Raw genomic sequence first — 24,475 nt, 5'->3', positions numbered from 1 at the left:
CTCAGGTGGCGAGTACCTGTTCGCGCAGGATGTCGGCGTGCCCGCAATGGTATGCCAGTTCCCGGAGCACTTGCAGGTACACCCAGCGAAGGGTGCGTGGCCCCCTCGGATGGCCGGTCACCACGGTGTCCAGCGACAGGCCCGTCGTCGTCGTTCGGGCCGTGGCACAGGCTCGCCGGTGCGCCGCGGTGATCGAGGCGATGGTGTCGTCGTCGGTGAGCTGGAAGGATTCCTCCGGGCTTCGCACCAGGCCAAGCTCGTCGCGAGTGGTGCCGCCGACGCACTCTTCGAACCACACCCGTTGCATCCAGGTGACGTGCTTGAGTAACCCGAGCAAGGTCGTCGCCGAGGTGACGAGTGTGCGGCGTGCCTGCTCTTCGGTGAGGCCGTCGAGAACCTCCTCGATGCTATGGCGGTACTCCTCGACGAAAGCGTCGAGCTGGGCACGCTCGCCATCCAGCAGGACATCGAAAGAACCCATGGGCGGTCTCCTCATCGCGTAGGCCTATGGCCGGGTCGACTTTGACCAGCTTGCTGGTCAAAGCAGGGTGTAGTTGAGTTCCGCGCAGACTCGTGCCAACGGCACGTCCAAACCCGGATGATCCAGTGCCAGCAGCACATCTGGCTCGTCGGGCAGCGCCGTGGCCGCCGGCGGATTCCACAGACATATCGCTGGCTCGCCGGAGTCCATCGAGGACCGGTACCAGATGCCGTCGAGATCGGGATGCGCCGCGCGGATCGTGCGCGCCCACGCCTGAGTGACGCTCTTCGGGCCGCTGCTGATCTCCTGCGAAGCACCAAGCCTGGTCGGCCATAGTCCACATAGGTCTAATAGGCGCAGGGTGCGATTCGGTCGTACCACGACCATTCTGGGCGCGTTCGTCTTTCGGTCCACAATAGAGGTTGTCTGGTACACCTCGGCGACGCTGGTGCGTACCGACAGCGCGAAGTAGACAACCCCCTGGTCGCTCTCGGTGCTCGGCGTACCGTCGATCGCGGGTGTTTGCGGATCGAACCGGCCATGCGCCAGCGGGCCGGTGTACCGAAAGGAATGCCACTCCTGCGGAAAGTTACCGCCACCGCTAAAGACCCGCACCAGGCGAGTCGCCGGATGCACAGCCACGACGTCCTCCGTCCGCCGCAAGGCAGCGGCGAGCACGTTCGGCGGTGGCGGCTGGGGAAGCCGTGCCATGAAACGCGATTCCTCGTGCTATCTCGGTCCGTTCACGCCGGCCGGTTAAGCCGGGACGCCGAGCGTGCTGGCGAGCGCCGCGACCGGGCGCGGGTCCCCGCCCGCGAGCAGCCATTGTCGTGGTGTCGCTGGCTGATCATCGAGTGACAGGTCGACCTGCACGGTCGTCATGAACGCGGCAAGCACCAACGGTGGCTGCTCGGGTGACACCGCGGCCAGTACCGACGCCAGGCCGGGTAGCGTTCCGTTCGGCGTGAACTGCCATGCGGGCAGTCGCCAACCACGCCGGTCCTTCCATCCCGAGAGCCGGCCGTCGGCGAGGCGGTGCCGGACCCGGCTCGTGTCGACCCCCAGTGCGCGCGCGGCATCGGGCACCGTCAACGCTGAATCGCGAAGTACGGCCTGCGCGGCCACCGCGCGGATCCGCCCGTCAGGTTCGTCCGGAGCGCCCGCGCTGAGGTCCAGCCCGACATCACGCAGGGCGGCCCGCTGTTTCGGGTCGAAAAACTGGGCGGGATCCGGATGCGGTGGAGACAGTCGGCTGGCTGCCTCTTCCACCAGCGAAAGGAACTCGCCCGCGGTACTGCGCAGGCCAGAGCGGGCAAGGACGGCTTCCAGTGCGACTGCCATGTCCCCAGTCTACCGCAAACGTGCGCATTCGTGCGGACGCGTTGCGTTACCCGCGTCGCGAGCTGGCGCGTTCGATCAACGTCGCGTTCAGCGTCGTCGTGCTCGGTGGCTTCGAGTTGTCCCCGATCCGCGCCAGGAGCAGCTGCGTAGCCACCGCGCCGATGTCATAAGCGGGTTGGGCAACGACGGTCAGGGGCGGGTCGAGTAGCTTCGCCCAGGGCACATCGTCGAAGGCGACCAGCCCGATGTCCTTGCCTGGTCGCAGGCCGAGTTCGTGACAGGCTTCGAGAGCGCCGATCGCGAGTGAGCTGTTCGCGATGAGTAGCGCATCCGGCGGGTCCGGTTGTTGGCGCAGTGCGAGCGTCGCGCCGTGTGCGCCCGCGCCGCGATACTCGGCGTGCCGGACCAGGCGTGGCTCGTGCTCGACGCCGGCGGCGACCAGCGCATCCGCGTAGCCGGCTAGCCGGTCGTCGGCGGTCTGCACCCCAGAAGGCCCTGCTACGCATCCGATTCGTCGGTAGCCCTGATCCAACAGGTGCTTCGTGGCCTGCTCGGCGGCCATCCGAGTGTCCACAAGTACGCGATCGCTGCCGGCAAGCGGGCGGTCTACGGCGACCACCGGGATGCCGTGCTCGCGGAGCACGTCGGCGTTGCTCGCGGAATCGGTTGGCGACATGATCACCCCGGCGACCCGCTCCTGGATCGCCACGTCGAGATAGCGGCGCTCCTTGGCGGCGTCCTCATCGGTGTTGCAGAGCACCACCGAGTACCCGACCGCTTGGGCGACGTCCTCCACGCCTCGGGCGATCGCGGTGAAGAACGGGTTGGCCACGTCGGAGATGATCAGTCCGAGTACGGCGGTTTCCTGTCGGCGAAGATTACGGGCGGGACCGTTCGGCTGGTAGCCGAGTTCCTTTGCCGCGCTGACCACACGAGCACAGAGCTCAGGGTCGACCGAGGCCACGCCGTTCAGGGCGCGGGAGACCGTTGCCGTGGACACCCCGGCCATCGTGGCGACATCGTTGATCGTTGCCACCCGCACCGCCTTTCCCGTTGCCAACCAGGCGGACCCCGCTCCTGATGCTCGTGCGGGGTGCACTGACAGCCTATTGACACTGTTCGCGAGCACAGCATAGCGTCCAGGTAAACGATTACTCGAGTTCTGGCCGACACGGGGTAGCTGGCCCGCCGCGTGCGCTTTGGGCAGTTCGGCCAACTCGCTCTCAGAAGTCGTCGGATCTGGCACGGGAGGGTTTGTGGCTCGCATCGGTGTGATCAGCATTTCGGACGGTCGGCCGTACGTGCAGGAAGGCGTCGCGGATTTCGTCGCGAGCTACCAGGACCAGCTGGTCCACCACCTGACGGCGGCCGGGCACCAGGTCGTGGTCGGCTCGGCGCAGGTCACCTCGAACTCGGTGGCCACCTCGGTAGCGCGCGAGGTGGACGCGGCCGAGGTGGACCTGACCGTGTTGCACTACGCCGTCTGGGCGTTTCCGCATTTCACCATGCTGGCGGCGGGGCAGCTGCGCGGTCCGCTCGTGCTGCTTTCCACCATCGACCCGGTACAGCCGGGCATGGTGGGCATGTTGGCCAGCGGCGGCGCTCTTGACCAGATCGGTCGCGCGCACGCCAGACTGTGGGGCGATTCGCGGGATGCTGAACTGATCGACGCGATCGGGGAACGGGCGGACGCGGCGGCGGCGGTCCGTTCCCTGCGGGGTGCCACGTTCGGCCGGATCGGTGGTCGGCCGATGGGGATGTACACCGCCGTCGCGAACGTCGACCAGTGGCAGCGGCAGTTCGGCGTCGACGTGGAGGAGATCGACCAACTGGAGATCATCCGGCGGGCGGAGGCCGCCGATCCCGCCGAGAAGCGCGCCGGGCGGGAGTGGTTCGAGCGGTACGCCACCGTGCACTACGACGGTGCGAAACTCACCCCCGAACTGCTCGAACGGCAGGTCGGCTCCTATCTGGCGATGCGCGAGCTGATCGACGAATGGGGCCTGGATTTCAGCGGGATCAAGGCGCAGCCGGAGCTGACCCAGTACTTCGCCACAATGGACGTTGCCGAGGCACTGCTGAACGATCCGTACGACTGGCGCGGGGCGAAGGTGCCGCATATCTGTGCCACCGAGGCCGATATGGACGGTGCGCTGACCATGCGGTTGCTCAACGGACTTTCTGGCACACCAGTGCTGTTCGCCGATGTGCGGCACTATCACGCGGATCGGGATGTCTGGGATCTGTGCAATTCGGGACAGCACGCGACCTGGTACGCGGCGCGCAGCGCCGACCCGGCGGAGAACCTCGCGAAGGTCCACCTGCACCCCGAGGTGTTCTTCTTTCCCGCTGGCGGCGCTTCGGTGCAGCATATCGCCGCGCCGGGCGAGATGACTCTGGCGCGGCTCACCCGGCTGGACGGGAACTACCGGATGCAGCTGATGCGCGGCGAGTTCGTCGAGTTCGACGCGGCGACGAACGCCGAGATGATGGACAGGTCCACGCCCGAGTGGCCGCACGCCTGGGCGCGGCTGGACGCGCCAGCGGCGACCTTCCTCTCCCGATTCGGGGCGAACCATATTCACGCGATACCCGGCGACCGCCGCGCCGGCGTCCGCGCCGTGTGTGATCTCCTTGGCATCACCATCGATGAGTTCACGGGAGAATGACGGTGTCTTCAGCCGGCCTGTTACTCGGTATCGACATTGGCACGGCGAGCTCGAAAGGCGTGCTGGTAGCCGCCGACGGAACAGTGCTCGCGCGCGCCAGCCGAGCGCATCAGACCTCCTACCCGCATCCAGGCTGGGTCGAGCATGACGCGCGAACCGTGTGGTGGCAGGACTTCCTGGAGATCACCAGGGAGCTGGTGGACGCGGCCGAGGGGCGGGAGCTGGCTGGCCTCGCGGTGAGTGGAATCGGCCCGGTGCTGCTGCCAGCGACCGCGGCGGGCGAGCCGTTGCGCCCGGCGATCCTGTACGGGGTGGACACCAGGGCGAGCGCGGAGATCACCGAGCTGACCGAGGAGCTGGGCGCCGAGGAGATCCTGCGGCGCGGCGGCACGCCGCTGTCCAGCCAGGCGGTGGGGCCCAAGGTGCGCTGGTTGGCAAAGCACGAACCGGAGGTGTTCGCGCGCACCGAGCGGCTGCTGATGGCCAGCTCGTATCTGGTGCACCAGCTGACCGGGGAATACGTTCTCGATCACCACTCGGCTAGTCAGTGCGACCCGATGTACGACCTGCACGCGCGGGATTGGGCAGCGGACTGGGCACGGCAGGTGGCCCCTGGGATCGAGCTCCCGAGACTGGCCTGGCCGACCGAGGTCGTGGGCGCGGTGACCGCCGAGGCAGCCGGGGAAACCGGACTGCCACAGGGCCTTCCGGTGACCACCGGCACGGTGGACGCATGGGCGGAGGCGACCAGCGTCGGGGTAACCCAGCCCGGCGAGACGATGATCATGTACGGCACCACGATGTTTCTGATCAACGTCCTCACCGATCCGCGGCCGCATCCCGGTCTGTGGACCACCTGCGGGGCGTTGCCGGAGACGTACTCGCTGGCGGCGGGGATGGCAACCTCGGGTGCGGTGACCGATTGGCTGCGCAAGTTGGTTGGCGGGGAGTTCGGCCCGCTCGTCGAGGAAGCCGCGCGTGTTCCGGCTGGCAGCAGGGGATTGCTGTTGTTGCCCTATTTCGCCGGTGAGCGGACTCCGCTGTTCGACCCGGATGCTCGCGGAATGCTTGCCGGGCTGACGCTCGGCCATGGCCGAGCGGAGCTGTACCGGGCAGCGCTCGAGGGTATCGCCTACGGTGTTCGGCATAACCTCGAGGTAATGCGTGAGGCGGGTGGTACCGCGCGGCGGCTGGTCGCCGTGGGCGGCGGCACCCAAGGTGGACTGTGGACCCACATCGTGTCCGATGTGGTGGGTGCCGCGCAGGAGGTTCCCGCCGAGACGGTCGGCGCCTGCTACGGCGACGCCGCGCTCGCCGGGATCGCCGTCGGTATGGATGTGGACGTGCGTGCGTGGAATCCGGTCCGGCGAACCGTGCAACCGGATCCCGACCGGGCCGCCAAGTACGAGACCTACTACCAGCACTACCGCGCGCTGTACCCGGCGAGTAAGGACATCGCGCACTTTCTCGCCGCTGAGCAGCGCGCGGCCGAACCGGCGGATTAGCCAGCCGCGCGCTGCCAGCTGTGTGGATCCGCGCTGGTCTGTGTGCCGTTGGCGAGGTCCTTGACCTCGTGCTCGCCACCCTCGTCGAAGGGTGGGAACCAGACGTACGGAATGCCCTTCCGTGCGGCATACCTGAGCTGCTTGCCGATCTTGTCTGCCTGGTGGTAGAGCTCGGTGTTCAGTCCGCGCCCGCGCAGGATCGCCGCGGTGCGCACCGCCGATTGCCGTCGTTCGTCGCTGGGGACGACCACAAGCACATCGCTTGGGCAGCTGGCGCCCGTGGTGATCTGACCGTCCGCGACCAGTTTCGCGAAGATCCGGGTCAATCCGATCGAGATCCCGATGCCCGGCAGGTTGCGCCGGATATAGGATCCGGCCAGGTTCTCGTAGCGGCCGCCCGCGCAGATACTTCCGTAGTCGGGCGCGTCGGTGAACTTGCACTCGTAGACGGTGCCCGTGTAGTAGTCCAGGCCGCGTGCCACGGACAGGTCGGCGAGCACGCTGCCGGAGGGCAGGTCGGACATCGAGTCCAATACGAACCCCAGTTCGTCCAAGCCCTCGGTAAGCAGTTCGGATCGTCCGCCCAGCTGGTCGATAGCATCAACGACCGAGCTGTCCGTGCCCCTGATCTGTGCTAGGTCCAGACAGGCCGTGATCTGGTCCTTGTCCAGTCCCAACTCATCGGCGAAGGCGCGCTCCACCCCGGCATAGCCGATCTTGTCCAGTTTGTCGGCGATCCGGATCACGCCGACCGGGTCGGTGATCCCCTGGGCTTCGTAGAACCCTTGCAGCACCTTGCGGTTGTTGATGTTGATCGTCCACGCGGGCAGATCCAGGCCGGTAAGGATCTCGTGCACGATCCGGGGGAGTTCGGCATCGAAGTGCAGTGGAACCTGGTCGACGTTGATCACGTCGATATCGCACTGGGTGAACTCGCGGAAACGGCCAGCCTGCGGGCGTTCACCGCGCCAGACTCGCTGGATCTGGTAGCGCTTGAACGGGAAGACCAGCTCGTTGAAGTGCTGCGCCACGTACCGCGCGGTGGGCACGGTGAGATCGAAGTGCAGGCCGAGCCGACCGTCTCCGGTATCGTCGCCGTCCGCCTGCAGCCGGCGTAGCGTGTAGACCTCCTGGGAGGTCTCGCCCTTGGCCATCAGCACGTCCAGTGCCTCGACCGAGGGTGTCTCGACCGAGCAGAACCCATAGCTCTCGAACGTTCTGCGGATCGTGTCCAGCCAATGCAGCTCGACCACGCGCACTTCGGGCGTCCATTCTGGGAAGCCGCTGATGGGCACGGGACGGACCAGCTGCTGGTCACTCATGGGTACCTGCACTCCTCGTCTGGTGGCGTGAACCCGCTCAGGATATCGGCCGGTACGCCCGCAGCCGGAGTCGGCGTAGGTGGGCCTGGTGGAGGTGGCGCCACCGCATCAAGCGCGCAGCGTCATCAGCATGATCGGCTCCGTCGTCGGCTGTGGTGAACCGCCAGTCGGTTCGACCGTCACGCCGAGTTGACTGACTTGCGGGGTCAGTTCGACGATTCGCGGAGTCCCGCCGCTCGCCTCCGGCTCCAGTAGTCCGGCCGACTGGGCGCCGTCAGGGCCGATCAGCCACAACTGATGGACGTGTTCGTCGCCCGGCGGTGCAATGTCGCCGAGGAAGGCGGCCTTGCCGAGTTGTTCGGACACCAGAACGGCACCCTGCTGGCGTCCGTTGGAGTCCCGAACCACCCGGGTGTCGGCGGCAAGCATGATCGCGGACAGTTCCGCGCTTCGCGCGGCGGCTCGGTCACTCTGTTGCTCGGCCTGCTCCAGTTGCTGCTGGGTCTGCCACGCGATTCCGCCCAGTACACCCGCGGCGACGAGCGCCACGGCCGCCGCGGCGGCGGCGATACGCACCGGCCACCCGGTGGTCCGGTCGGAGCGCTGGCGGGAGGCTGGTGCCATTGGGTCCGCCATCGGCGGGTCCTGTCGCGTGCGCGAGATCGTGGTCAGGATCCGGCTCTTGAGTTCGTCTGGTGGGTTTACCGGATTCGCGGCTCCGAGCTGGGCGACGGTCTCGCGTAGCTCGCGGACTTCGGCCGCGCACTCGGCGCAGACCGCGAGGTGCTGTTCGAACTCCACGCGTTCGGCCTCGCCGAGGGCGTCAACCGCATAGGCGCCAGTCAGTTTCGACATGTCGGCAGTCATCCGCCCACCCCCATGCAGTCGCGTAGCCGGATCAAACCGTCCCGCAAGCGCGTTTTGATGGTAGCCGCGGGTGTTTCGAGCAAATCCGCCGTCTCGCGGTAGCTGTACCCACGGTAGTAGGTCAATACGATCGACTCACGCTGCAGTTCGGTGAGCGTATCGATGCAACGGCGGACCTGCCGGTGTTCCAGCCGCCCGAGGACGGATTCGGTGACGTCGTCGAAGGCCGTGCCAACCGAGCGCGCGCCGACGCGTCGTTCCCGATCAGCCGAAGCCTGTGCGGTACGGACCCGGTCGACGGCGCGGCGATGGGCCAAGGTGCAGACCCAGGTGGGCACGCTGCTCAGGTCCGACCGGTAACGGCTGGCGGTGCGCCAGAGCTCAACGAACACTTCCTGGGTTACTTCCTCGGCCTGTGCTGGATCGCGCAGGATGCGCTGAATGAGTCCGAAAACCTGACCGGCAAGCTGGTCGTAGAGCGTTTCGAAAGCCCGTTCATCGCCTTTGGCGATCTCCGCCAGCAGTGCTCGCGGCTCGTTGGGTAGGTCCTCGCCGGTGGTGTCCCGTTCTGACCACCACGCGGCTCTGCGACCAGGCGAGCGGTCACGCGCCCCGGAATCTTGTGCCACCGTCTGCTCTCCTTGTCCTCGTCCGTCAGGCCGGACCCGGCTTGCGGAAGGCGAGCTGCCAGACGTCCAGTTGATGGGACCGAAAGCCCGCCTCAGAATAGGCCAGATAGAACTCCCACATGCGACGGAACTCCTCCGGAAAGCCGTGCTTTGCGATGATTGGCCAATTGCTCAGGAAACGAGTTCGCCACGACTGGAGTGTTTCGGCATAGCCAGTGCCGAACGAGCGCCGCTGTGCCGAACGCAGTTCCGTGTGCTGGCGGATGCCGTCGTCGATCACACGAATCGACGGGACGAGCCCACCGGGGAAGATGTACTTGTGTATCCAGGTGTAGGAGTCCTGTGTGGCCAACATTCGTTCGTGCGGCATGGTGATCGCCTGCACGGCGAGGCGTCCACCCGGCCGAAGTAGCCGGTCGATGGTGCGAAAATAGGTTGGCCAGTACTCGGCACCGACCGCCTCGATCATCTCGACGCTGACCAACGCGTCGTACTGGCCAGTTACGTCCCGGTAGTCGCAGAGCCGGATGTCGACGAGGTCCGCGACGTTTTCCGCGGCTATTCGTTCGAGCGCGAGCGTGCGTTGCTCCTCCGACAGGGTCACCGTCGTCACCCGAGCGCCTCGTCGAGCCGCGCGTATCGCCAGGGATCCCCAGCCCGACCCGATCTCAAGTAGCCGAGTGCCGCGTCCGACTTCCGCGTAATCCAGGATAGTGTCTAGTTTGGACATCTGGGCTGCGGCGAGGTCGTGATCGTTGCGGGCAAGTGGCGCCCCGGAGTACGTCATCGAGGGGTCGAGGAAGAGTTCAAACACGTCGTTCGACAGGTCGTAATGTCGGGCGATATTGCGCTTCGCGCCGCTGGTCGTGTTGCGCTCGGTCACTGGCCGACGAGTGTCAACCCAGCGGCGGAGCAGTTTCAGCGGGCGTGGAACCAGCGTCGGAAGGTGCTCGGCGAACGGCGTGAGCAGTGTGGCTGGTTCCGGGCTGGACCAGTCCTCGGCCATGTAGCCCTCGCCGAAGCCGATCAGTCCGCTTGCCCCTACGCGTTGGAAGAAGTCCGCGGGCCGGCTGATCCGCATCAGTGGCGCGTTGGGCCCGCCCATACCGAGTCGGTCTCCGCCGGCGAGGGCTATCCGCACGGGCAGGTCGCGAACGGCGTGCCGGAACAGCCTTTCGGCGATGCAGCCGCGAACTGGCGCGTGCGGGACCGGCGGCAATGCCTCCCAACTGGCCCTACTCGTGTCGGGCGGGGCAGTGGCGGTCCGGAGTGGGTGGCCGACTGTGCTCATCGCGGCTGCTCCCGAGCTTCGAAGGGGTCGCGGTTGGTTGTCGGTGAACAGTCGAAGTCCTTTCGGGGACGGCGGCGAGCGATGCCGTTGCGTAGCCATAGGGCGATGCCGTGCCGTCGGATCAACGCTGATACGCGCTGAGGCACAAACGGGTGGCGGAGGACCCTGCGGACCAGCCCGAATTGCGTGTAGGGGGCGCGGGTACCGGCCATTGTCGCGGTGAGCAGCGTGCCGCGCTGATCGCGGAGCTCGATGGTGATCGACAGGTACTCTCCTGGCTCGGTAAGCCACATCCGGTAGTGCCCCGTCGAGGGCAGGAATGGTGATACGAAGAATTCCTTGGTCGTTTCCGCATACCCGCTGCCGTTTGGGCGCAACACGTAGCGATGTGCCTGGTGATAGGTGTTGTGAACCTCCGCGACCACACAGGCAAGCGCGCCGTCCGGCCGATAGCACCAGTACAGCGTGATCGGATTGAACACATACCCGAACATTCGGGGATGCGCGAGCATCAGCACCGTACCGCCGGACAGCGAGACACCGCTCGCGGTCAGCCAGTACGTGAGATTGTCTCGAATGGACAGATTCGGGTCGCCGAGGTGATCGCGCGTGTCGAAGCGGGCTAGCGGACGAAGGTAGCGCGGCAACACCGGCAGCGCATCCAGATCTACGAGCCAGGTGTACATCCGGTGCCGAAATCCACGTGCCGGTCCATCAACGTGTCGGGTGTGCGCGATGGTGATGTCGTATAATGCGGGCGCGGTCATCGAACTCACCAGCCCGAGCCGAGCGCGGTCGCGGCGCGGACGCCACTCACGCAGCCGTCTTCATGAAATCCCCAGCCGTGATAGGCGCCGGCGAACTGCAAGCGTTCGTCGCCGAGTTCCCATAGCCGGCGTTGTGCCCGTACCGACTGCCGGGTATAGATCGGATGCCGGTAGACCATCCTGACCAGTACCTGGTCGGGTTGTACGCGGTCGGTGGCGCCCAGCGTGACGATATAGTCGCGCGGTTCGGCCAATCGCATAAGCCGGTTCAGGTGATAGCTGACCAGCACCCTGTCCGGTCCGGCCGCACATGCCGGCTTGAGGTAGTTCCACGCGCCGCGCGCGGCAGGCAGACTCGGCAGCAGCGAACTATCGGTGTGCAGCCATGTGACATTGTTCGAGTAGCCGAAGGCACCTAGGACGGTTCGCTGCTCCGGGCTTGGTTCGGCGAGCAAGCCGAGCGCGGTATCCGCGTGCGTCGCCACCACGGCCCGGCTGAACTGTGCCGATTCGCCGGTCGCGGTCCGCACGGAGACCCCGTTGGCGAGTCGGCGGACCTCGGTGACCGGAACGCCGGTGCGCACCACATGCAGTTGTTTCGCGACGCGAGCCACATACTCCCTGGATCCGCCGACGATCGTGCGCCACGTCAGCGTGTTGCGTATGGACAGTTGCCCGTGTCTGTCCAAGAACTCGAACAGATAGCGTGCCGGGTAGTTCTTGCAGAGTTCCCGTTCGGCAGACCACACCGCGGAGACCAATGGCAGGGCGAAATGTTCGACGAAGTAGTTCGAGTAGCCACCGGCGCGCAGGAAGTCACCGAATGTCAGATCTTCTGTCGTCGAGTCGGCAGCGAGTAGCTGTCGTGCCTGGCGGTGGAATCGGGGTATCTGACCAAGCATCCGCAGGTAGCGGCCATGTCCGACGTTGCGTCGCTGCGCGAAAAGCCCCGAGAGCCCGCGGGCGCCGGCGTACTGCAGCCGGCACTGCTCGCAATACACGCTCAACGACATCCGCGTGGGTTGCGTCTCGATACCCAGTTCGTCGAACAGCCGAAGTAGGTTCGGATAGGTTCGGTCGTTGTGTACGAGGAAAGCGCTATCCACCGCGATCGAGCTGGCATCCGCTGTGGGCAGCTCGTGCGTATGCGCGTGCCCACCGAGGCGTTCTGCTGCCTCGAATAACGTGACGTCGTAGCGACGCTGTAGCAAATATGCCGCACTGAGGCCCGAGACCCCGGAACCGATCACCGCTACCCGATCACGAGTCACGATCGTTCTCCTTGTCGAAGAACCGGTCGAGGAACTCGCGTACGACCAAGTTCCAGGCGGCCCGGCGTTGCAGCATGCCGTGTCCGGATCGGTCAATGGCCACGTATTCCGCGGAGGCGGAGTGTCCCGTAGCGCGTCTGACGTACGCCGCGCTGCGCAACGGCGAGGTGACCGTATCCCTGGTGCCGTGCGCGATCAGGACCGAACGATCGGCGAGATGAGCCACCGGTTCATCGTCTTCGAGCCACGGTGCGAGCGCGGCGATTCCACACACCTGTGGAGCATCGCCCAGTCGAAGCGCAACCCGGCCGCCCATGGAATGACCCACCAGCAGCACCCTGCCGCGCGGATGCGTCCGAGTGATCTCGCCAAGCGCCCAGTTCGCGTCGGCAACGGCGTCGAGGCGCTGTTCATTCCAGCCACGCATTCGGTTGCGGAGGACCGCGATGCTGACCGGCGCCTCGGTTACCGTCGAACGCAGCGAACGCGCGAACCAGCGCATCCGTTCGTAAGCTAGCTGGCCGGCGCGCACTGGCGACTCGTCATGCGCTCGGCCGCCGTGCAGCACCAGCACGACTACCTGGCTAGGCGCGTCTGGCGGGGTGGGCCAGGTATGCAAGGCAGGGCGGACAGGATGCTCAGTCATGAACATGACTGGTATTCGCCGCCGGCTGACCACCCGATCGGTATAAGTGTTGTGCGTCACATTTTCTGCGGCGCTGCCATCGGTACCGATGGCAGCGCCGAATGACACGTACGACTGATCTCCGTGCGCGCCGCACTGACGGAGGCCTCGCCGACCGCCTCGGTGCCGTACTCGAGCGCGTGCTTGGCATGTCCCTGCCGCTCGGGTTACACGCCTGGGATGGCTCGCGGACCGGACCATCGTCCGGGCCGCAGGTGCTACTTCAGCGGCGAAGAGCGGTGCGGTTCGTGCTGTGGAGCCCCGGCGAGCTGGGTCTGGCCAGGGCGTTTGTCGCCGGCGATGTGGTGGTCGACGGGGATCTCGGCGAAGCGCTCGAAGTGTGCCGCCGGTGGGCTGACGCGAACGCGGTTCGTGCGCCGCGGTTAACGCCGGCCACTATCTGGTTGCTGGGTTCACTGGCGGCACGCCTCGGCGCGCTTGGCCCACCACCGGCGCTGCCTCGCTCGGAGGCCAGACCGCGTGGCCGTGTGCACACCAGGATTCGTGACAAGTTCGCGATCTCGCATCACTATGACACCGGGAATGCCTTTTTTGAGCTGCTGCTTGACCCGAGAATGAACTACTCCTGCGGCTACTGGGAGAACCGGACAGCGTTGGCCGACGAACCGAGCCGGGCAGGGGAATGGTTGGCCCGGGCGCAAGTGGCCAAACTCGATCACATCTGTCGCAAGCTGGCGTTGCGTCCAGGCATGCGATTGCTGGACATCGGGTGTGGTTGGGGAGCGCTCATAATTCACGCGGCTCGGCAGTACGGTGTACACGCCACCGGGATCACGCTGTCGGCCGAACAGCACGACTATGTGTCAAGACTGATCGATCGCTATGCGTTGGGTTCGAGCGTCGAGGTACGCAGGCAGGATTATCGGGATCTGCCGTCCGTCGCGCACGACGCGGTCGCGTCGGTGGAGATGGGTGAACATGTGGGTGCCGCCAACTACCCAAGGTACGCGGCGACGTTGTATCGCATGCTTGCGCCAGGGGGACATCTGCTGCTTCAGCAGATGTCGCGTGGTAACGCCGCCGGTGGCGGTCCGTTTATCGAGTCCTACATCGCGCCGGACATGACGATGAACCCGATCGGCCGCACCGCGGACATGCTGGAGGCGGCCGGTTTCGAGCTCGCCGAGATCGAGGCGATGCGGGAACACTACGTGTGGACGATCCGAGCCTGGCGGCAGCGGTTGGCTGAGCAGCGGGATCGGGCGGTCGAACTGATTGGCGAGGAGAGATTACGAGTCTGGTCGTTGTATCTGGCCGGTGGCGAACTAGCATTCGCGGATAACCGGATGGGCGTCCATCAGGTTCTCGCGACCCGGCCAGCAGCCCGATGACCTTTCAGGTCGCCGGGTTGACCCTCGGGGCGGCGCTGATTTTGGTGACGATCGCGTTCGGTGTCGCTTGCCTGCGTCGGCGGTTCGACACGATCGATGGTTTGTGGGGCGTTGGTTTCGCGGCGATCGCTGTTGTCGGTTGGTGGGTCGCGCCGGTCGTTGACGCACCGGGTGCGATCGGTGCGCTGCTCACCGTGTTGTGGGGTACCCGGCTGTCGCTACACATCTACCAGCGCAACCGGGCCAAACCCGAGGACGAACGGTATGTGGCGATGTTACGGCGCGCGCGTCGACGCCCGCTCGGGAGGATGTATTTCCGCGCCTACCTCACGCAAGGCGTGGTGATGTGGTTCGTGTCCGCTCCGGTGCAGTTCGCGCTGCATGAACCCGCAACCGACGGTATGCGATGGTTGCTGTGGCCTGGCGTACTGCTGTGGACGGTCGGTTTCGCCTTCGAGTCGGTGGGAGATCTGCAGTTACGGCGATTCGCCCGCGATCCGGCGAACGCGAACTCCGTCCTCGAGCGGGGTCTGTGGCGATACACCCGGCATCCCAACTACTTCGGCGACGCTTGCGTCTGGTGGGGACTGTACGTCGTCGCCTGTACGAGTTGGCCAGGCGTGGCGACGATCGCCTCCCCGCTGCTGATGACCTGGTTGTTGGCAAGGGGAACAGGCAAACCAATGCTTGAGCGAGATCTGGTTCGCCGCCGGCCTGGTTATGCGGACTACGTCGCCCGGACGAGCGGATTCGTTCCGCTACCGCCGAAGCGATCAGACTGATCACCAATCCGTGACCGCACGGGCTCCGAATAAGCGGTATGCGTGCGCGCCGGTCGACTACCCATATGAGCCCAGTCCGTGGAGCGATAGTCGGTTTGTTGTCCGTTGGCTGTGGGTTGGCCTTCGGACAGCTGATCGCCGGATTGTCCGGCGCGGACTCCGCGCCGCATCTGGTGGTCGGCAACACCATGATCGATCTGACGCCGGAGCCGGTCAAGGCGTGGGCCATACGACAGTTCGGCGACAGTGACAAGGCCGTGTTGCTCGCGGGGATGGCAGTCGTGATCGCGCTGCTTTCCGCCTGTGCTGGCGTGATAGCACGGTTCGCTCCGTTGGTTGGATCTATCATCATCGCAACCTTCGGCGGGCTCGGCGTCCTGGCGGCCGTGCTGCGCCCGGACGGTGATCTCGTGCGCACATTGCCCGCAATCACGGCGGTACTCGTCAGTCTCGGCTGCTTTGCCGTGCTCATCCGGTTCGCCAGGCAGGAAGCGGGACGCGCCGCTGCGCAGACGACCGCCCCGAATCCAGCGAGACGTCGGTTTCTCGTCACTGCCGCGACAATGGCTGGGCTTGCCGGGCTGGCGGTAGCTGGCGGCGGGCTACTCATGAATCGAACGGGTATCGAAGCGGCACGACAACGGATCAGCGGGCTACTGCGCGCTAATCCACCCACGCCGCCAGGTGCCGATTTCGCCAGTGACGGCACACCCACATTCATTACCCCGAACCGGGACTTCTATCGGGTGGACACCTTGCTGTCCGTGCCCCGAATCAACCCGGCGGAGTGGCGGTTACGGATTCACGGCATGGTCGACAGTGAGCTCGACGTTGACTTCGCCGAGCTGACCGCTCGCCGTTCCGTCTCCCGGACCATCACGATGACCTGTGTGTCCAATGAGGTGGGTGGAAAGTACGTGTCGACGGCGGTGTTCACCGGGGTTCCGCTGCGTGAACTGCTCGCCGAGGCGGGGGTGCGGTCAGGAGCGGAGCAGGTCTTCAGTACCAGTTGGGACGGTTACACGGCGGGTACACCGGTGGAAGTGCTCACCGATCCGGATCGCGACGCACTGCTCGCCTACGGGATGAATGGTGTTGCCTTGCCCGCCGAGCACGGCTTCCCCGTTCGTATGGTGACTCCCGGTTTGTACGGCTATCTTTCGGCCACGAAATGGGTCGTTGATCTCGAGCTGACCACCTTCGATCGGCAGACCTACTGGGAAGCACGCGGGTGGGCGACCGATGCGCCGATCAAAGTGCAATCCAGGATCGACCGACCGGCGGCCTTCGAGAGACTCGCCCCCGGCCCAGTCACCATCGCCGGCGTCGCATGGGCACAACCCAACGGCATTGAGCGCGTCGAGGTCCGGGTGGACGGTGGTACCTGGCGATCGGCCGAACTTTCCACCGAAGTGAACACGCACACGTGGCGGATGTGGCGCCTCTCGGTCGAACTCGGCCCTGGCGGCCACAGCATCGAGTGCCGGGCAACGGACAAAACCGGACAGCGGCAAACGTCGCGTCGCGTACCACCGACTCCGAACGGCGCCACTGGCTGGCATTCAGTGTCGTGCTCGGTAAGCCAGTGATCGTGATCTGTTCGTGATCTCGCGTGGCCAATCGATTCCACGACCGGATGCGAATCACCCGTGACAAGAGAAAAGCAGTCCAAACAGGACGGGAGACGACCGTGAAGCGAAGGTTCCAAGGTAGTGCGGCGATGGCTGGCACGATCGGGTTGCTCGCCGTGGTCCTGGCCGGTTGTGGCACCTCGGATGATCAGGCCGGCGAGAACACCGCAGAGCAGGAAGCGGCGGCAACCGAACAGACCCAGAGCTCCCCAGCGGCGAGCAACGGCGAGACCACCGCGGACGACGTTTTCGGCCCCGGTTGTGACCAGGTGCCGACCGATCCGAACGACCAGGGTTCGGTCGAAGGCATGATCGATGACCCGGTAGGTACCGCGGCGAGTAACAACCCGTTGCTCACCACGTTGACAGACGCCGTTACCCAGGCCGGACTCGTTGATACGTTGAACGATACGGAGGCCAAGTACACCGTGTTCGCCCCCGCGGACCCGGCTTTCGACGCGGTGCCAGAGCAGGACCTGCAGGCGCTGCTCGACGACAAGGAGCAGCTGACCGCAACGCTGACCTACCATGTCGTTCCCGAGCGCATGGATGCGCAGGGCATCGTCGATGCGGGAATGCTCGAGACCGTAGAAGGCAAGAAGATCACCGTTGAGGGGTCGGCCGACAAGCCAACCGTGAACGGCGCCAATGTTCTGTGCGGCAACATTCCTACGGCGAACGCGACGGTGTTCGTGGTCGACGAGGTTTTGATGCCACCGCAGGGCTGACGTAGCACTACCGTGCGCGCGGCAGCCGTTGCTCGACAGGCGGCAGCTCGAATGGGCGATGCGGCAGGGTCTGATACCAGTAGGCCACCGAGGACCAGTCGTCGCTTCGCTTGTTCGCGTGACCGTGTTCGATGCCGACTCGGATGGACTTGGTGAAGTGCACCGGATCCTCGATATGGAACCGGTACAGCGAGATCTGGCCCTTCCAGTTCGGTTCACCTGGCAGAGTGATGCCGTGATAGGGCGCGTGATAACTCTCGGCCGGGCACCATGCGGTGTTGAAATAGTCCTCGGTTCCAGTGCCGTGTAGTCGTGGTGGGAACTCATCCCCGTCGACGAAGATCATGTCGTCACCTTCGCCGTACCAGTCCCATTCGGTACTGGGCGAGAGGTTGTGAATATTCACCACGCAGCCCACGTAATGCCCGCGCCCCTCGGCCTCCAGGATGAGGTAGTTGCCGGCACCACTCAGGTTGGTGCCGGCAAGGAGGTGTTCCGGCGTGCTCGTCTCACCCTGGGGCACGCCGTCGGTGGGGTTCTCGCGCCGCCACTGCGCGTGGAAGTAACCGAGGTTCTCCTCCACTCGGTCGTAGGTTTCGTAGTCCACGTAGTAGTAGAAGTACACCGGTTCGACACTCAGTTCGCTGATCAGCTCGATCGTCGCCGCGCGCGCGAACGGCATGGGAAACCAGCAGTTGAAGCCCTTTCCGTCCGCGGGGCTCATCTGCAGCGGGGCGGATACGAAGTTGGTGGTACGCGCGTGGCCGACGCCGAAAAAGTCACCAAGGGGCACCAGCACACTGGGCGCCTGCGCATCGTCCCAGGTGATGCGCAGCACCAGACGTCGCAGATAGTCCTGTTCGGCCACCCACGGCGCGGGACGGTCGGGCAGCGCGACGGTGCACCAGATATGCGTGATCGCACCCGGACCGGCCAGCTGGGCAAGCGTGGTGGTCGCGCCGGGTGGCACGGTGAGCCGATCGTCGTTACCGCCGCTTGTGTCCCAACTGGACACTCTGCCACGCCAGGCGTTCCGCAACCGCGGAAGGTCGCGCAGGCTGCTGCCATACGTGCCGTAGCTCGATTCGGCCACGGGTGAGCTCCCTTCGTCGTTATCTCAGCCCCGAAGTCTTCAGGGTTTCCACCAGCCGGCGCTGACCAAGCATGAACACGATCACCGTGGGGATCGCGGCAAGCACCGAGGCAGCGAGTACGTACTGGTACTCCTGGGCGTACTGGCCCTGCAGCGACGCGATGCCGACCTGGACGACGCGAAGATTCTCGCTTTGCGTCACGGTGAGCGGCCAGACGAACGAGTTCCAGTTGGCAAGAAAGAACAGTACGGCCAGCGCGGCGAGCACCGGCCGGCTCAGTGGCAGCACCACATGCCAGTACAGCCGGAGGTAGCCACAACCGTCCAGCAGCGCGGCGTCTTCCAGCTCGCTCGGCAGGTTGAGATAGAACTGCCGTAGCAAGAAGATGCCAAAGGCATTGAATACGCTCGGCACGATGAGGCCGGCGTAGCTGTCCACCATGCCCAGGGTCAGCGTGACCATGAACAGCGGGACCAGGATCACGGGCAGTGAAACCAGCAGGGTCGCGATCACCAGACCAAACGCGATACCTCGGCCGCGAAAGCGCAGCCGGGCCAGCGCGTAGCCGGCCATGGTGTGCAGCAGCAGCGCGATAACCGTGACCGCGATCGACACCAGCGCGCTGTTGGCCAGGTAGCGCAGAAACGGTACCTCGGTGAGTACGTAGGCAAAGTTGTCCAACGTCAAAGTCGCCGGCCAACTCATTGAGAAGACGTCACTGCCCGGCCGAAACGCGGCTAGCGTCAACCACAGCATCGGCAGCACGGTGAGCAGCCCCACCAGATAGCCAACGGCTGGCACCCAGCCGAAGCCGGCTTTTCCCGAAGCTGGGCTACGACTCGGAACTGGGCTACGACTCATCGAATCGCCCCCCCACGGGTCGCCGCGAAAAGCGCGCCGGTTACCACGATCAGCGCCGCCACGATCATGGCGCTGATCGCCGCCGCATAGCCAAACCGGCCATACAGGAAGGCTTGCTGATAGGCGTAATAGATAACCGTGGACGTCGCATTGGCCGGGCCGCCCTGGGTGGTCACGTAGATCAGATCGAAGGCCAGTACGCCGGTCGCGGCGTTGACCAACGAGGTCACCAGTACGAAGAAGCTGGTCGGGCGCAGCGCGGGCCAGGTCACGCTCCAGAAGCGCTGCCAGTAGTTCGCGCCATCCACCGTGGCGGCGTCGTACAGATCCTGCGGAATATCCTGCAGACCGGCCAGGAAGATGAGCATCTGGTAGCCCATCAGGAACCAGACACTGATCAGTACGAGGGTGGGCAGCGCGAGCGCGGTATCGCTGAGCCATGAGACGTCGCCAAGGCCGAATGGGGCGAGGATCGAGCTCACCGCACCGGTTTTGTCCGTCAGCAGAAACTTCCACAGTACGCCAACGACGACAAGGCTAATCACGTTCGGGAGAAAGAGCGCTGTTCGTACCAGGCCGACGCCGGGGTAGTCGCGCCTGGTGAGCAACGCGAGGCAGAGACTGACCACGAATGCCAGTGGCACGAACAGTGCCACGTAGGTCGCCGTGATCCCGAAACTCTTCCACAGCAGCTGATCGCGCGCCATCAGCCGGTAGTTGTCCAGCCCGACGAACTCGACCTTGCCGAATCCATCCACATCGAACAGTCCGATTGCGATCGCCAGCAGTGCCGGGCCGGCGACGAACACCACCAGTCCGATGCCGTCCAGGGCGAAAAAGCCGTAGCCGGCGCGCGCCTGACTTGGTCTGCGGGGCACCAGCATGGTCAGCCCGCTCATTGGATCGGCGCTCCGTCGTAGGTGGACAGAAACGTATCGATCGCTTCGGTAGCTTGTGCGGCCGAAGCCGCCGGATCGGCGTTGTCCAGCTGGCAGGCTTGCAGCGTGTCCGAGATCGTCCGGTAAATTTCCACCGGATAACGCGGCTCGCCCACCGCCTTCGGAGCGATTCGGTCGACGAAGAGCCGATAGGCCGGGTTCTCGAAGTCGCCCTGCCGTTGCGCCGCGCGGCGTACCGAATCGCGAACCGGAATCGTCATCTTGACTTTCGTGTTCCACTGCCGGCTTCGCTCGATGCACGCCGCGTCCGAACCGCCGAGCGCCCAGGCAACGAATCGGGCGGCGGCATCCGGGTCCCGTCCCTTGGCGTTCGCGCAGAGCGCCCAACCGCCAGCACAGGTCAGTTCCTCGCCGCCCTCGGGCACTGGTAACGGTGCCACGCCATAGCGGAAATCCGGGGCTAGCTCAGCGATCTCGCCGATCGCCCAGATGCCCACCTGCTGCATGGCGCAGTAGCCGGCGGCGAGATTGGAAATCGAGTCATTGCCGCCGGACCCCTGTGGACGACCGGGAGCGAGGCCACGATTGATGGCTTCCTGCCAGAGACGGAGCGCGGCGACGGTCGCCTTACTGTCGAACGTGCTGCGCCGCTGATCCGCGGCCAGCGGTGAGCCGCCGCCCATCCACATGAACGGGTACCAGGTGAAGTTCTGGTAATAGCCGGGATTGGTCTCGACAACCAGACCGAAGCGGCGAGCCGTGGTGAGCTTGTCCGCGACGTCGAGCAGTTGGTCCCAGGTACGCGGAACGTCCGCGGCGGAGAGCCCGGCGCGCTCGAACGCCTCGGTGCTGTAGAAGAGCGCCAGCGGCTCGCTTTCCATGGGCAGCCCGTACACCCGCCCTTCGAACGTTCGTGAATCCAACGCACCCGGTAGATAGTCCGCACGCACGGTGGCATTCAGGTAGGGCGTGAGATCAGCGAGCACGCCGGCGTTGTGGTAACGCAGGAAATCGCCGGGACTGAGCATGAACACATCGGGCCCATGGTTCGCACTGAACGCGGTCTGGAGGGTCGGGCCATTGAGGTAGTCGGCGTTGGGTACATATCGAAGGCGAACCTTGGGACGGTGGTCCGCGTTCCATGCCGCGGCCAGCCGCTGGATCCAGTCGCTCTGTTCCTGTGAGGTGCCGCCGGGGCCGATGAAGTTCCAGAAAGCGAGCTCGTCAGCGTTGGACGGGGCGCAGCTGGTGAGGGCGCCGGTGCCGAGCGAGCCGAGGCCGAGCGCGGTCAGCCCGCCTAGGGCGGCACGCCTGGTCAGCAGGGGAGGTGCCGCCCCTCGCGGGTTTCGTGGTGGCTCCGACATATGCACCTCGATCGGAGTAAACGATTTCTTGCGACGCTAATGGGTGATCCGTGCCACGTCAACCAGTGGCCGGGCACGTCGCCGTCCGATGGTTGTCCACAAAGGATGGATATGGCGTGGCGAGTGTGCGTACATCTACTGAACTTGCCGGAAAAGCGAGTGAATTGGCGGTGTTCTGCTGGCTCGGTGCGCGGTGGCAGCTCATGATGAGGTGTCCGGATCCGCGCACCGCGCGGGTCGGGCCGCATTGACCTGATCTTCTCCGGAAATGGGGTGCCTCGTGCCGACCTCCACCACCTTGCTGCGGGCGACCGGCGCGCCGGTCGCGGCCCTGCTACTCGGCTCGCTGCTGACACCGGCCGCTGCCGCGACACAACCGGCGAACGCGGTCGAGGAAATAGCGCCGGGAGTCAGCTATGAGCGGATGGAACTGTCCACGGACAACGGTTCGGTGGTGGCCCACGTGTTGACCGCCGAGCTGGGGCAGTCCGGGGTCGCGCTCGACCTGCTGTATCCGGGCGAGATCGCGGCAGGGGAGGCCGTCTCGGCGATGGCGGATTCGGCTGGGGCGGTCGGCGGGGTGAACGCGGACTTCTTCAATATCACCCAGGAACACGACCCGGCGCCGGCGACGAGCGCGCCGGTAGGCCCCGTGATCGCGAACGGCAACCAGCTCAAGGCCGCGGTGCCAGACGGTCAGCGGTTCGGCCCAGGCTTGGCCGAGGGCACATCGACCAAGGATGTCTTCGCGGTCGGCGCCGACGGTGCGGCACGGGTCGATACGCTGACCCTTGCGGGCAGCGTGCAAGGCGACAAGGGCAATTTCGACCTCGCAGGACTGAACCAGTACGCGATCGCGGTGGACGGTATCGGCGCATTCACCAGCGACTGGGGCACGGCGTCCCGGATGCGGGCGACCTGCGGCACGGATACCGATCGACAGGCACCGTGCAGTTCGGAAACCGCGGAGGTCACGATCACCGGCGGGGAGGTCACTGATACCGCCGACGAACCTGGCTCCGGAGACATCGCGGAGGATTCCGTGGTGCTGGTCGGCAGGGAACAGGGCGCGGCGGAGCTCGGCGAGCTTGCCGTCGGGGACAAGGTCACCGTGGACTATCAACTCGAATCGGCCGATGGCACGGACCTCGACTTCGCGGTCGGTGGCGCGCCGATCCTGCGGGATGGTTCGGCGTTGCCTGACCTGGATACCGGCACCTTGGCGCCGCGTACTTCGGCCGGCGTCAGTGCGGATGGCAAGACCGTGTACCTGGCGACCGTGGACGGTCGGTCGGGATCCAGCGTGGGAATGAGTATCGCGGAACTGGCCGATCTGCAGGTGGATCTGGGTGCGGCCGCCGCCGTGAACCTGGATGGCGGCGGCTCCTCGACGCTCGTCGCACGGGAATCCGGCGCGGACAAGGTCACGGTACGCAATGATCCTTCGGATGGCGCCGAGCGGTCGGTGGCCAACGGCATCGGGATACGCGTGGGCGGGTAACTGAGCGGGCGGGTGCTGGGCGGCGGCAACGAGCACGTCCGCCCCTGCGGCTACGCCAGTGCTTGGGCGGATGCGGTGCTGGCGCGGTGCGCCGGGTACTCTCACTCGACCGTGTCCGCCCGAAATGCCTACTGGGGATCAGATTGTCCGCGTCGTCAGATCTGTCCCCTGTTGGCGCCGGCGAGGCCGCCCCGTCCTCGCGGCGAATCAGTTGGGATGTCGTCCGGGTCGTCGCCGTCTTCTTCGTGATCCTCGGCCACGTAACGAGTTCCGGACCACGGATACATCCAGAGCTGGGGGAGTACTTCCCGCGCAGCAACCTCCCGTTCGGCGCGGCAGGGCTGATGGTCGTCTCGGCGTATTTCGTCTGCGTGACGATCCGGCGCGCGCGGCCCACTCGGTGGCTCTGGCACCGGTGCGCGCGATTACTGCCGACCTTTGTCGTCGCGGTGCTGCTGACCTATGGACTCACCCGTTATGCCGTAGCCGGGTTCAACGGCCTCACCTTTCCCGGTGGGTTCCTCGGGACAATGTTCGCGGATCCGATCAGCGTCGATGGGCCGGCCGAGGGGGTGCGTCCGTGGTATCTCCCTACACCGCTCGATCTCGGGACCAACCTCGCCATGATCGTGCCGTGGTCAGCGGATTTCCACTGGGTCGATCCGTCGTACTGGACGATGCCGATTCAGGTGCTCGCCTTCGCGGCGGCGGCCATGTTGTTTCCGCGCCGCCTGGTACGGGGTGCGCGGATCTTCTGGCTGCTCTGGGCGATGATCGTGATCCCGCTACTGCTCCCGGTCGCCATGCATCCGTTCGACACGGTGCGCGAATGGGTAGCGCCCGCCGTCAGCGGACTCGGGCTCAGCTACGCGCGGTTGTTCGCCGTCGGTGTGGCCATCTGGTTGTGGTCGAACGGCCGGATGGGCACGCGACATCTGGTGGCGCTGACGCTGGTGGTGACAACCGCGCAGTTCGTCAGCAGTCCTGATCTGTCCGAGATCAACCTGCCGGTGATGCTCGCGTTCGGGGTGTTCGTACTGCTTGTCGCCAAGGCGGCGAGCGGTCCCGACTGGATGTTTCCGGTGTTCGTGCGATTCCGCGCGCAGCTGCGCTGGCTGGCTGGCATTACCTTTGGCGTGTATCTGGTACAGCAGCAGCTCGGTTACGTACTCGCGCGCCTGCTCGCCGATCTCGGGGTAGGCCCCTGGCCACGGCTGGTCGTCATCTTCGGCGCGGCCGTCGTGGCTGGTTGGTTGCTCACCGTGGTGGTGGAGCGCCCGGCGGGCCGGCTACTCACCCGTCGGATCCGGCATCGGCAGGCGCCCGCACGCTAGGACTCGTTCCGCTCCGAGTCGCCGTCCATTGTGGTTGACTTCACATCCACGGTCGCTACTGTGAGATGTGCTGACAGTGAATTCGCGTGACGAGACGTTGT

The 24,475-nt window shown here is 65.5% G+C and carries 23 protein-coding genes; 8 read left to right on the top strand and 15 right to left on the bottom strand.

From position 1 onward, the window contains the following. Position 1: 1 nt before the first annotated feature. The 4 genes from EV191_RS26615 to EV191_RS26600 are packed head-to-tail and all read right to left on the bottom strand — an operon-like array spanning position 2 to position 2,858. A complete protein-coding gene (locus EV191_RS26615; RefSeq protein WP_132880421.1) occupies positions 2-481 on the bottom strand; it encodes a DinB family protein in 480 nt (159 codons plus the stop codon). Between the two features lie 57 nt (positions 482-538). Further along, positions 539-1,192, bottom strand: coding sequence for an RES family NAD+ phosphorylase (locus EV191_RS26610; RefSeq protein WP_132880419.1), 654 nt, complete (start codon positions 1,190-1,192; stop codon positions 539-541). 45 nt (positions 1,193-1,237) lie between these two features. After that, on the bottom strand, positions 1,238-1,822 hold the full coding sequence (locus EV191_RS26605; protein ID WP_132880418.1) for a MerR family transcriptional regulator: 585 nt from the start codon (positions 1,820-1,822) through the stop codon (positions 1,238-1,240). Between the two features lie 46 nt (positions 1,823-1,868). After that, on the bottom strand, positions 1,869-2,858 hold the full coding sequence (locus EV191_RS26600; protein ID WP_132880416.1) for a LacI family DNA-binding transcriptional regulator: 990 nt from the start codon (positions 2,856-2,858) through the stop codon (positions 1,869-1,871). 220 nt (positions 2,859-3,078) lie between these two features. Here EV191_RS26600 and EV191_RS26595 point away from each other — a divergent pair, with 220 nt between their 5' ends. Both EV191_RS26595 and EV191_RS26590 read left to right on the top strand, forming a co-directional pair. Beyond that, positions 3,079-4,491, top strand: a complete 1,413-nt coding sequence (locus EV191_RS26595) for an L-fucose/L-arabinose isomerase family protein (RefSeq protein WP_132880415.1) — start codon at positions 3,079-3,081, stop codon at positions 4,489-4,491. A gap of 2 nt (positions 4,492-4,493) precedes the next feature. Further along, positions 4,494-5,996 (top strand): FGGY-family carbohydrate kinase, encoded by a 1,503-nt coding sequence (locus tag EV191_RS26590; protein WP_243659251.1) that lies wholly within the window; start codon positions 4,494-4,496, stop codon positions 5,994-5,996. Here EV191_RS26590 and hisS read toward each other — a convergent pair. From hisS to EV191_RS26555, 7 genes are all read right to left on the bottom strand, one after another. Continuing rightward, entirely contained in the window at positions 5,993-7,318 is a 1,326-nt protein-coding gene (gene hisS / locus EV191_RS26585) for a histidine--tRNA ligase (RefSeq protein ID WP_132880412.1), read from the bottom strand. The two genes, EV191_RS26590 and hisS, sit on opposite strands and share 4 nt — an antisense overlap. Before the next feature lie 108 nt (positions 7,319-7,426). Next, entirely contained in the window at positions 7,427-8,185 is a 759-nt protein-coding gene (locus EV191_RS26580; protein WP_132880456.1) for an anti-sigma factor, read from the bottom strand. After that, positions 8,182-8,814 (bottom strand): ECF RNA polymerase sigma factor SigK, encoded by a 633-nt coding sequence (gene sigK / locus EV191_RS26575; RefSeq protein ID WP_132880410.1) that lies wholly within the window; start codon positions 8,812-8,814, stop codon positions 8,182-8,184. The genes EV191_RS26580 and sigK overlap by 4 nt, the downstream gene beginning before the upstream one ends. 25 nt (positions 8,815-8,839) lie before the next feature. Then, positions 8,840-10,105: an SAM-dependent methyltransferase gene (locus EV191_RS26570; protein WP_207894735.1), complete on the bottom strand. Its 1,266-nt coding sequence runs from the start codon at positions 10,103-10,105 to the stop codon at positions 8,840-8,842. Next, the gene (locus EV191_RS26565) at positions 10,102-10,872 is read right to left on the bottom strand and encodes a DUF1365 domain-containing protein (protein WP_132880407.1); all 771 of its coding nucleotides are present in this window, start codon (positions 10,870-10,872) and stop codon (positions 10,102-10,104) included. Before EV191_RS26565 ends, EV191_RS26570 begins: the two co-directional genes overlap by 4 nt. Before the next feature lie 5 nt (positions 10,873-10,877). Further along, positions 10,878-12,143, bottom strand: a complete 1,266-nt coding sequence (locus EV191_RS26560; protein ID WP_132880406.1) for an NAD(P)/FAD-dependent oxidoreductase — start codon at positions 12,141-12,143, stop codon at positions 10,878-10,880. Beyond that, positions 12,133-12,789 carry an alpha/beta hydrolase gene (locus tag EV191_RS26555; protein WP_165913112.1) on the bottom strand — a complete coding sequence of 219 codons (657 nt, stop codon included), beginning with the start codon at positions 12,787-12,789 and terminating at the stop codon, positions 12,133-12,135. Before EV191_RS26555 ends, EV191_RS26560 begins: the two co-directional genes overlap by 11 nt. 101 nt (positions 12,790-12,890) lie before the next feature. On the opposite strand from EV191_RS26555, the gene EV191_RS26550 reads away from it, so the two are divergent. The 4 genes from EV191_RS26550 to EV191_RS26535 all read left to right on the top strand — a co-directional run bounded on the left by EV191_RS26550 (position 12,891) and on the right by EV191_RS26535 (position 17,321). Further along, positions 12,891-14,180 (top strand): class I SAM-dependent methyltransferase, encoded by a 1,290-nt coding sequence (locus EV191_RS26550; RefSeq protein ID WP_132880402.1) that lies wholly within the window; start codon positions 12,891-12,893, stop codon positions 14,178-14,180. Continuing rightward, entirely contained in the window at positions 14,177-14,962 is a 786-nt protein-coding gene (locus EV191_RS26545; RefSeq protein WP_132880401.1) for a DUF1295 domain-containing protein, read from the top strand. The genes EV191_RS26550 and EV191_RS26545 overlap by 4 nt, the downstream gene beginning before the upstream one ends. 65 nt (positions 14,963-15,027) lie before the next feature. Next, positions 15,028-16,551, top strand: a complete 1,524-nt coding sequence (locus EV191_RS26540; protein ID WP_132880399.1) for a molybdopterin-dependent oxidoreductase — start codon at positions 15,028-15,030, stop codon at positions 16,549-16,551. Between the two features lie 131 nt (positions 16,552-16,682). Further along, positions 16,683-17,321 (top strand): fasciclin domain-containing protein, encoded by a 639-nt coding sequence (locus tag EV191_RS26535; RefSeq protein WP_132880398.1) that lies wholly within the window; start codon positions 16,683-16,685, stop codon positions 17,319-17,321. Positions 17,322-17,328: 7 nt separating this feature from the next. Here the strand turns inward: EV191_RS26535 and EV191_RS26530 are convergent, their stop codons facing one another. The 4 genes from EV191_RS26530 to EV191_RS26515 are packed head-to-tail and all read right to left on the bottom strand — an operon-like array spanning position 17,329 to position 21,539. Next, on the bottom strand, positions 17,329-18,414 hold the full coding sequence (locus tag EV191_RS26530) for a glycoside hydrolase family 172 protein (RefSeq protein ID WP_132880396.1): 1,086 nt from the start codon (positions 18,412-18,414) through the stop codon (positions 17,329-17,331). A 19-nt stretch (positions 18,415-18,433) separates the two neighbouring features. Continuing rightward, complete coding sequence (locus tag EV191_RS26525) at positions 18,434-19,276, bottom strand: carbohydrate ABC transporter permease (RefSeq protein ID WP_132880394.1); 843 nt, start codon at positions 19,274-19,276, stop codon at positions 18,434-18,436. Then, positions 19,273-20,175: a carbohydrate ABC transporter permease gene (locus EV191_RS26520; protein ID WP_132880393.1), complete on the bottom strand. Its 903-nt coding sequence runs from the start codon at positions 20,173-20,175 to the stop codon at positions 19,273-19,275. The genes EV191_RS26525 and EV191_RS26520 overlap by 4 nt, the downstream gene beginning before the upstream one ends. Beyond that, entirely contained in the window at positions 20,172-21,539 is a 1,368-nt protein-coding gene (locus EV191_RS26515; RefSeq protein WP_132880391.1) for an ABC transporter substrate-binding protein, read from the bottom strand. Before EV191_RS26515 ends, EV191_RS26520 begins: the two co-directional genes overlap by 4 nt. Positions 21,540-21,819: 280 nt before the next feature. On the opposite strand from EV191_RS26515, the gene EV191_RS26510 reads away from it, so the two are divergent. Further along, the gene (locus EV191_RS26510) at positions 21,820-23,040 is read left to right on the top strand and encodes a phosphodiester glycosidase family protein (RefSeq protein WP_243659250.1); all 1,221 of its coding nucleotides are present in this window, start codon (positions 21,820-21,822) and stop codon (positions 23,038-23,040) included. 143 nt (positions 23,041-23,183) lie between these two features. After that, positions 23,184-24,374, top strand: coding sequence for an acyltransferase family protein (locus EV191_RS26505; RefSeq protein ID WP_165913111.1), 1,191 nt, complete (start codon positions 23,184-23,186; stop codon positions 24,372-24,374). Positions 24,375-24,475 lie beyond the last annotated feature (101 nt).

The organism is Tamaricihabitans halophyticus (genome assembly GCF_004340875.1).
Taxonomy (GTDB): domain Bacteria; phylum Actinomycetota; class Actinomycetes; order Mycobacteriales; family Pseudonocardiaceae; genus Tamaricihabitans; species Tamaricihabitans halophyticus.
Note: the sequence above shows the minus strand (reverse complement) of the source record. Positions and strands in the feature narration are given on the sequence as shown.

Bases quoted from the DNA above. Each gene is read 5' to 3' on its own strand.
- EV191_RS26615 (WP_132880421.1), bottom strand. From the start codon at position 481: ATGGGTTCTTTCGATGTCCTGCTGGATGGCGAGCGTGCCCAGCTCGAC.
- EV191_RS26610 (WP_132880419.1), bottom strand. From the start codon at position 1,192: ATGGCACGGCTTCCCCAGCCGCCACCGCCGAACGTGCTCGCCGCTGCC.
- EV191_RS26605 (WP_132880418.1), bottom strand. From the start codon at position 1,822: ATGGCAGTCGCACTGGAAGCCGTCCTTGCCCGCTCTGGCCTGCGCAGT.
- hisS (WP_132880412.1), bottom strand. From the start codon at position 7,318: ATGAGTGACCAGCAGCTGGTCCGTCCCGTGCCCATCAGCGGCTTCCCA.
- EV191_RS26580 (WP_132880456.1), bottom strand. From the start codon at position 8,185: ATGACTGCCGACATGTCGAAACTGACTGGCGCCTATGCGGTTGACGCC.
- EV191_RS26570 (WP_207894735.1), bottom strand. From the start codon at position 10,105: ATGAGCACAGTCGGCCACCCACTCCGGACCGCCACTGCCCCGCCCGAC.
- EV191_RS26565 (WP_132880407.1), bottom strand. From the start codon at position 10,872: ATGACCGCGCCCGCATTATACGACATCACCATCGCGCACACCCGACAC.
- EV191_RS26555 (WP_165913112.1), bottom strand. From the start codon at position 12,789: ATGACTGAGCATCCTGTCCGCCCTGCCTTGCATACCTGGCCCACCCCG.
- EV191_RS26550 (WP_132880402.1), top strand. From the start codon at position 12,891: ATGACACGTACGACTGATCTCCGTGCGCGCCGCACTGACGGAGGCCTC.
- EV191_RS26545 (WP_132880401.1), top strand. From the start codon at position 14,177: ATGACCTTTCAGGTCGCCGGGTTGACCCTCGGGGCGGCGCTGATTTTG.
- EV191_RS26540 (WP_132880399.1), top strand. From the start codon at position 15,028: ATGAGCCCAGTCCGTGGAGCGATAGTCGGTTTGTTGTCCGTTGGCTGT.
- EV191_RS26535 (WP_132880398.1), top strand. From the start codon at position 16,683: ATGGCTGGCACGATCGGGTTGCTCGCCGTGGTCCTGGCCGGTTGTGGC.
- EV191_RS26525 (WP_132880394.1), bottom strand. From the start codon at position 19,276: ATGAGTCGTAGCCCAGTTCCGAGTCGTAGCCCAGCTTCGGGAAAAGCC.
- EV191_RS26520 (WP_132880393.1), bottom strand. From the start codon at position 20,175: ATGAGCGGGCTGACCATGCTGGTGCCCCGCAGACCAAGTCAGGCGCGC.
- EV191_RS26515 (WP_132880391.1), bottom strand. From the start codon at position 21,539: ATGTCGGAGCCACCACGAAACCCGCGAGGGGCGGCACCTCCCCTGCTG.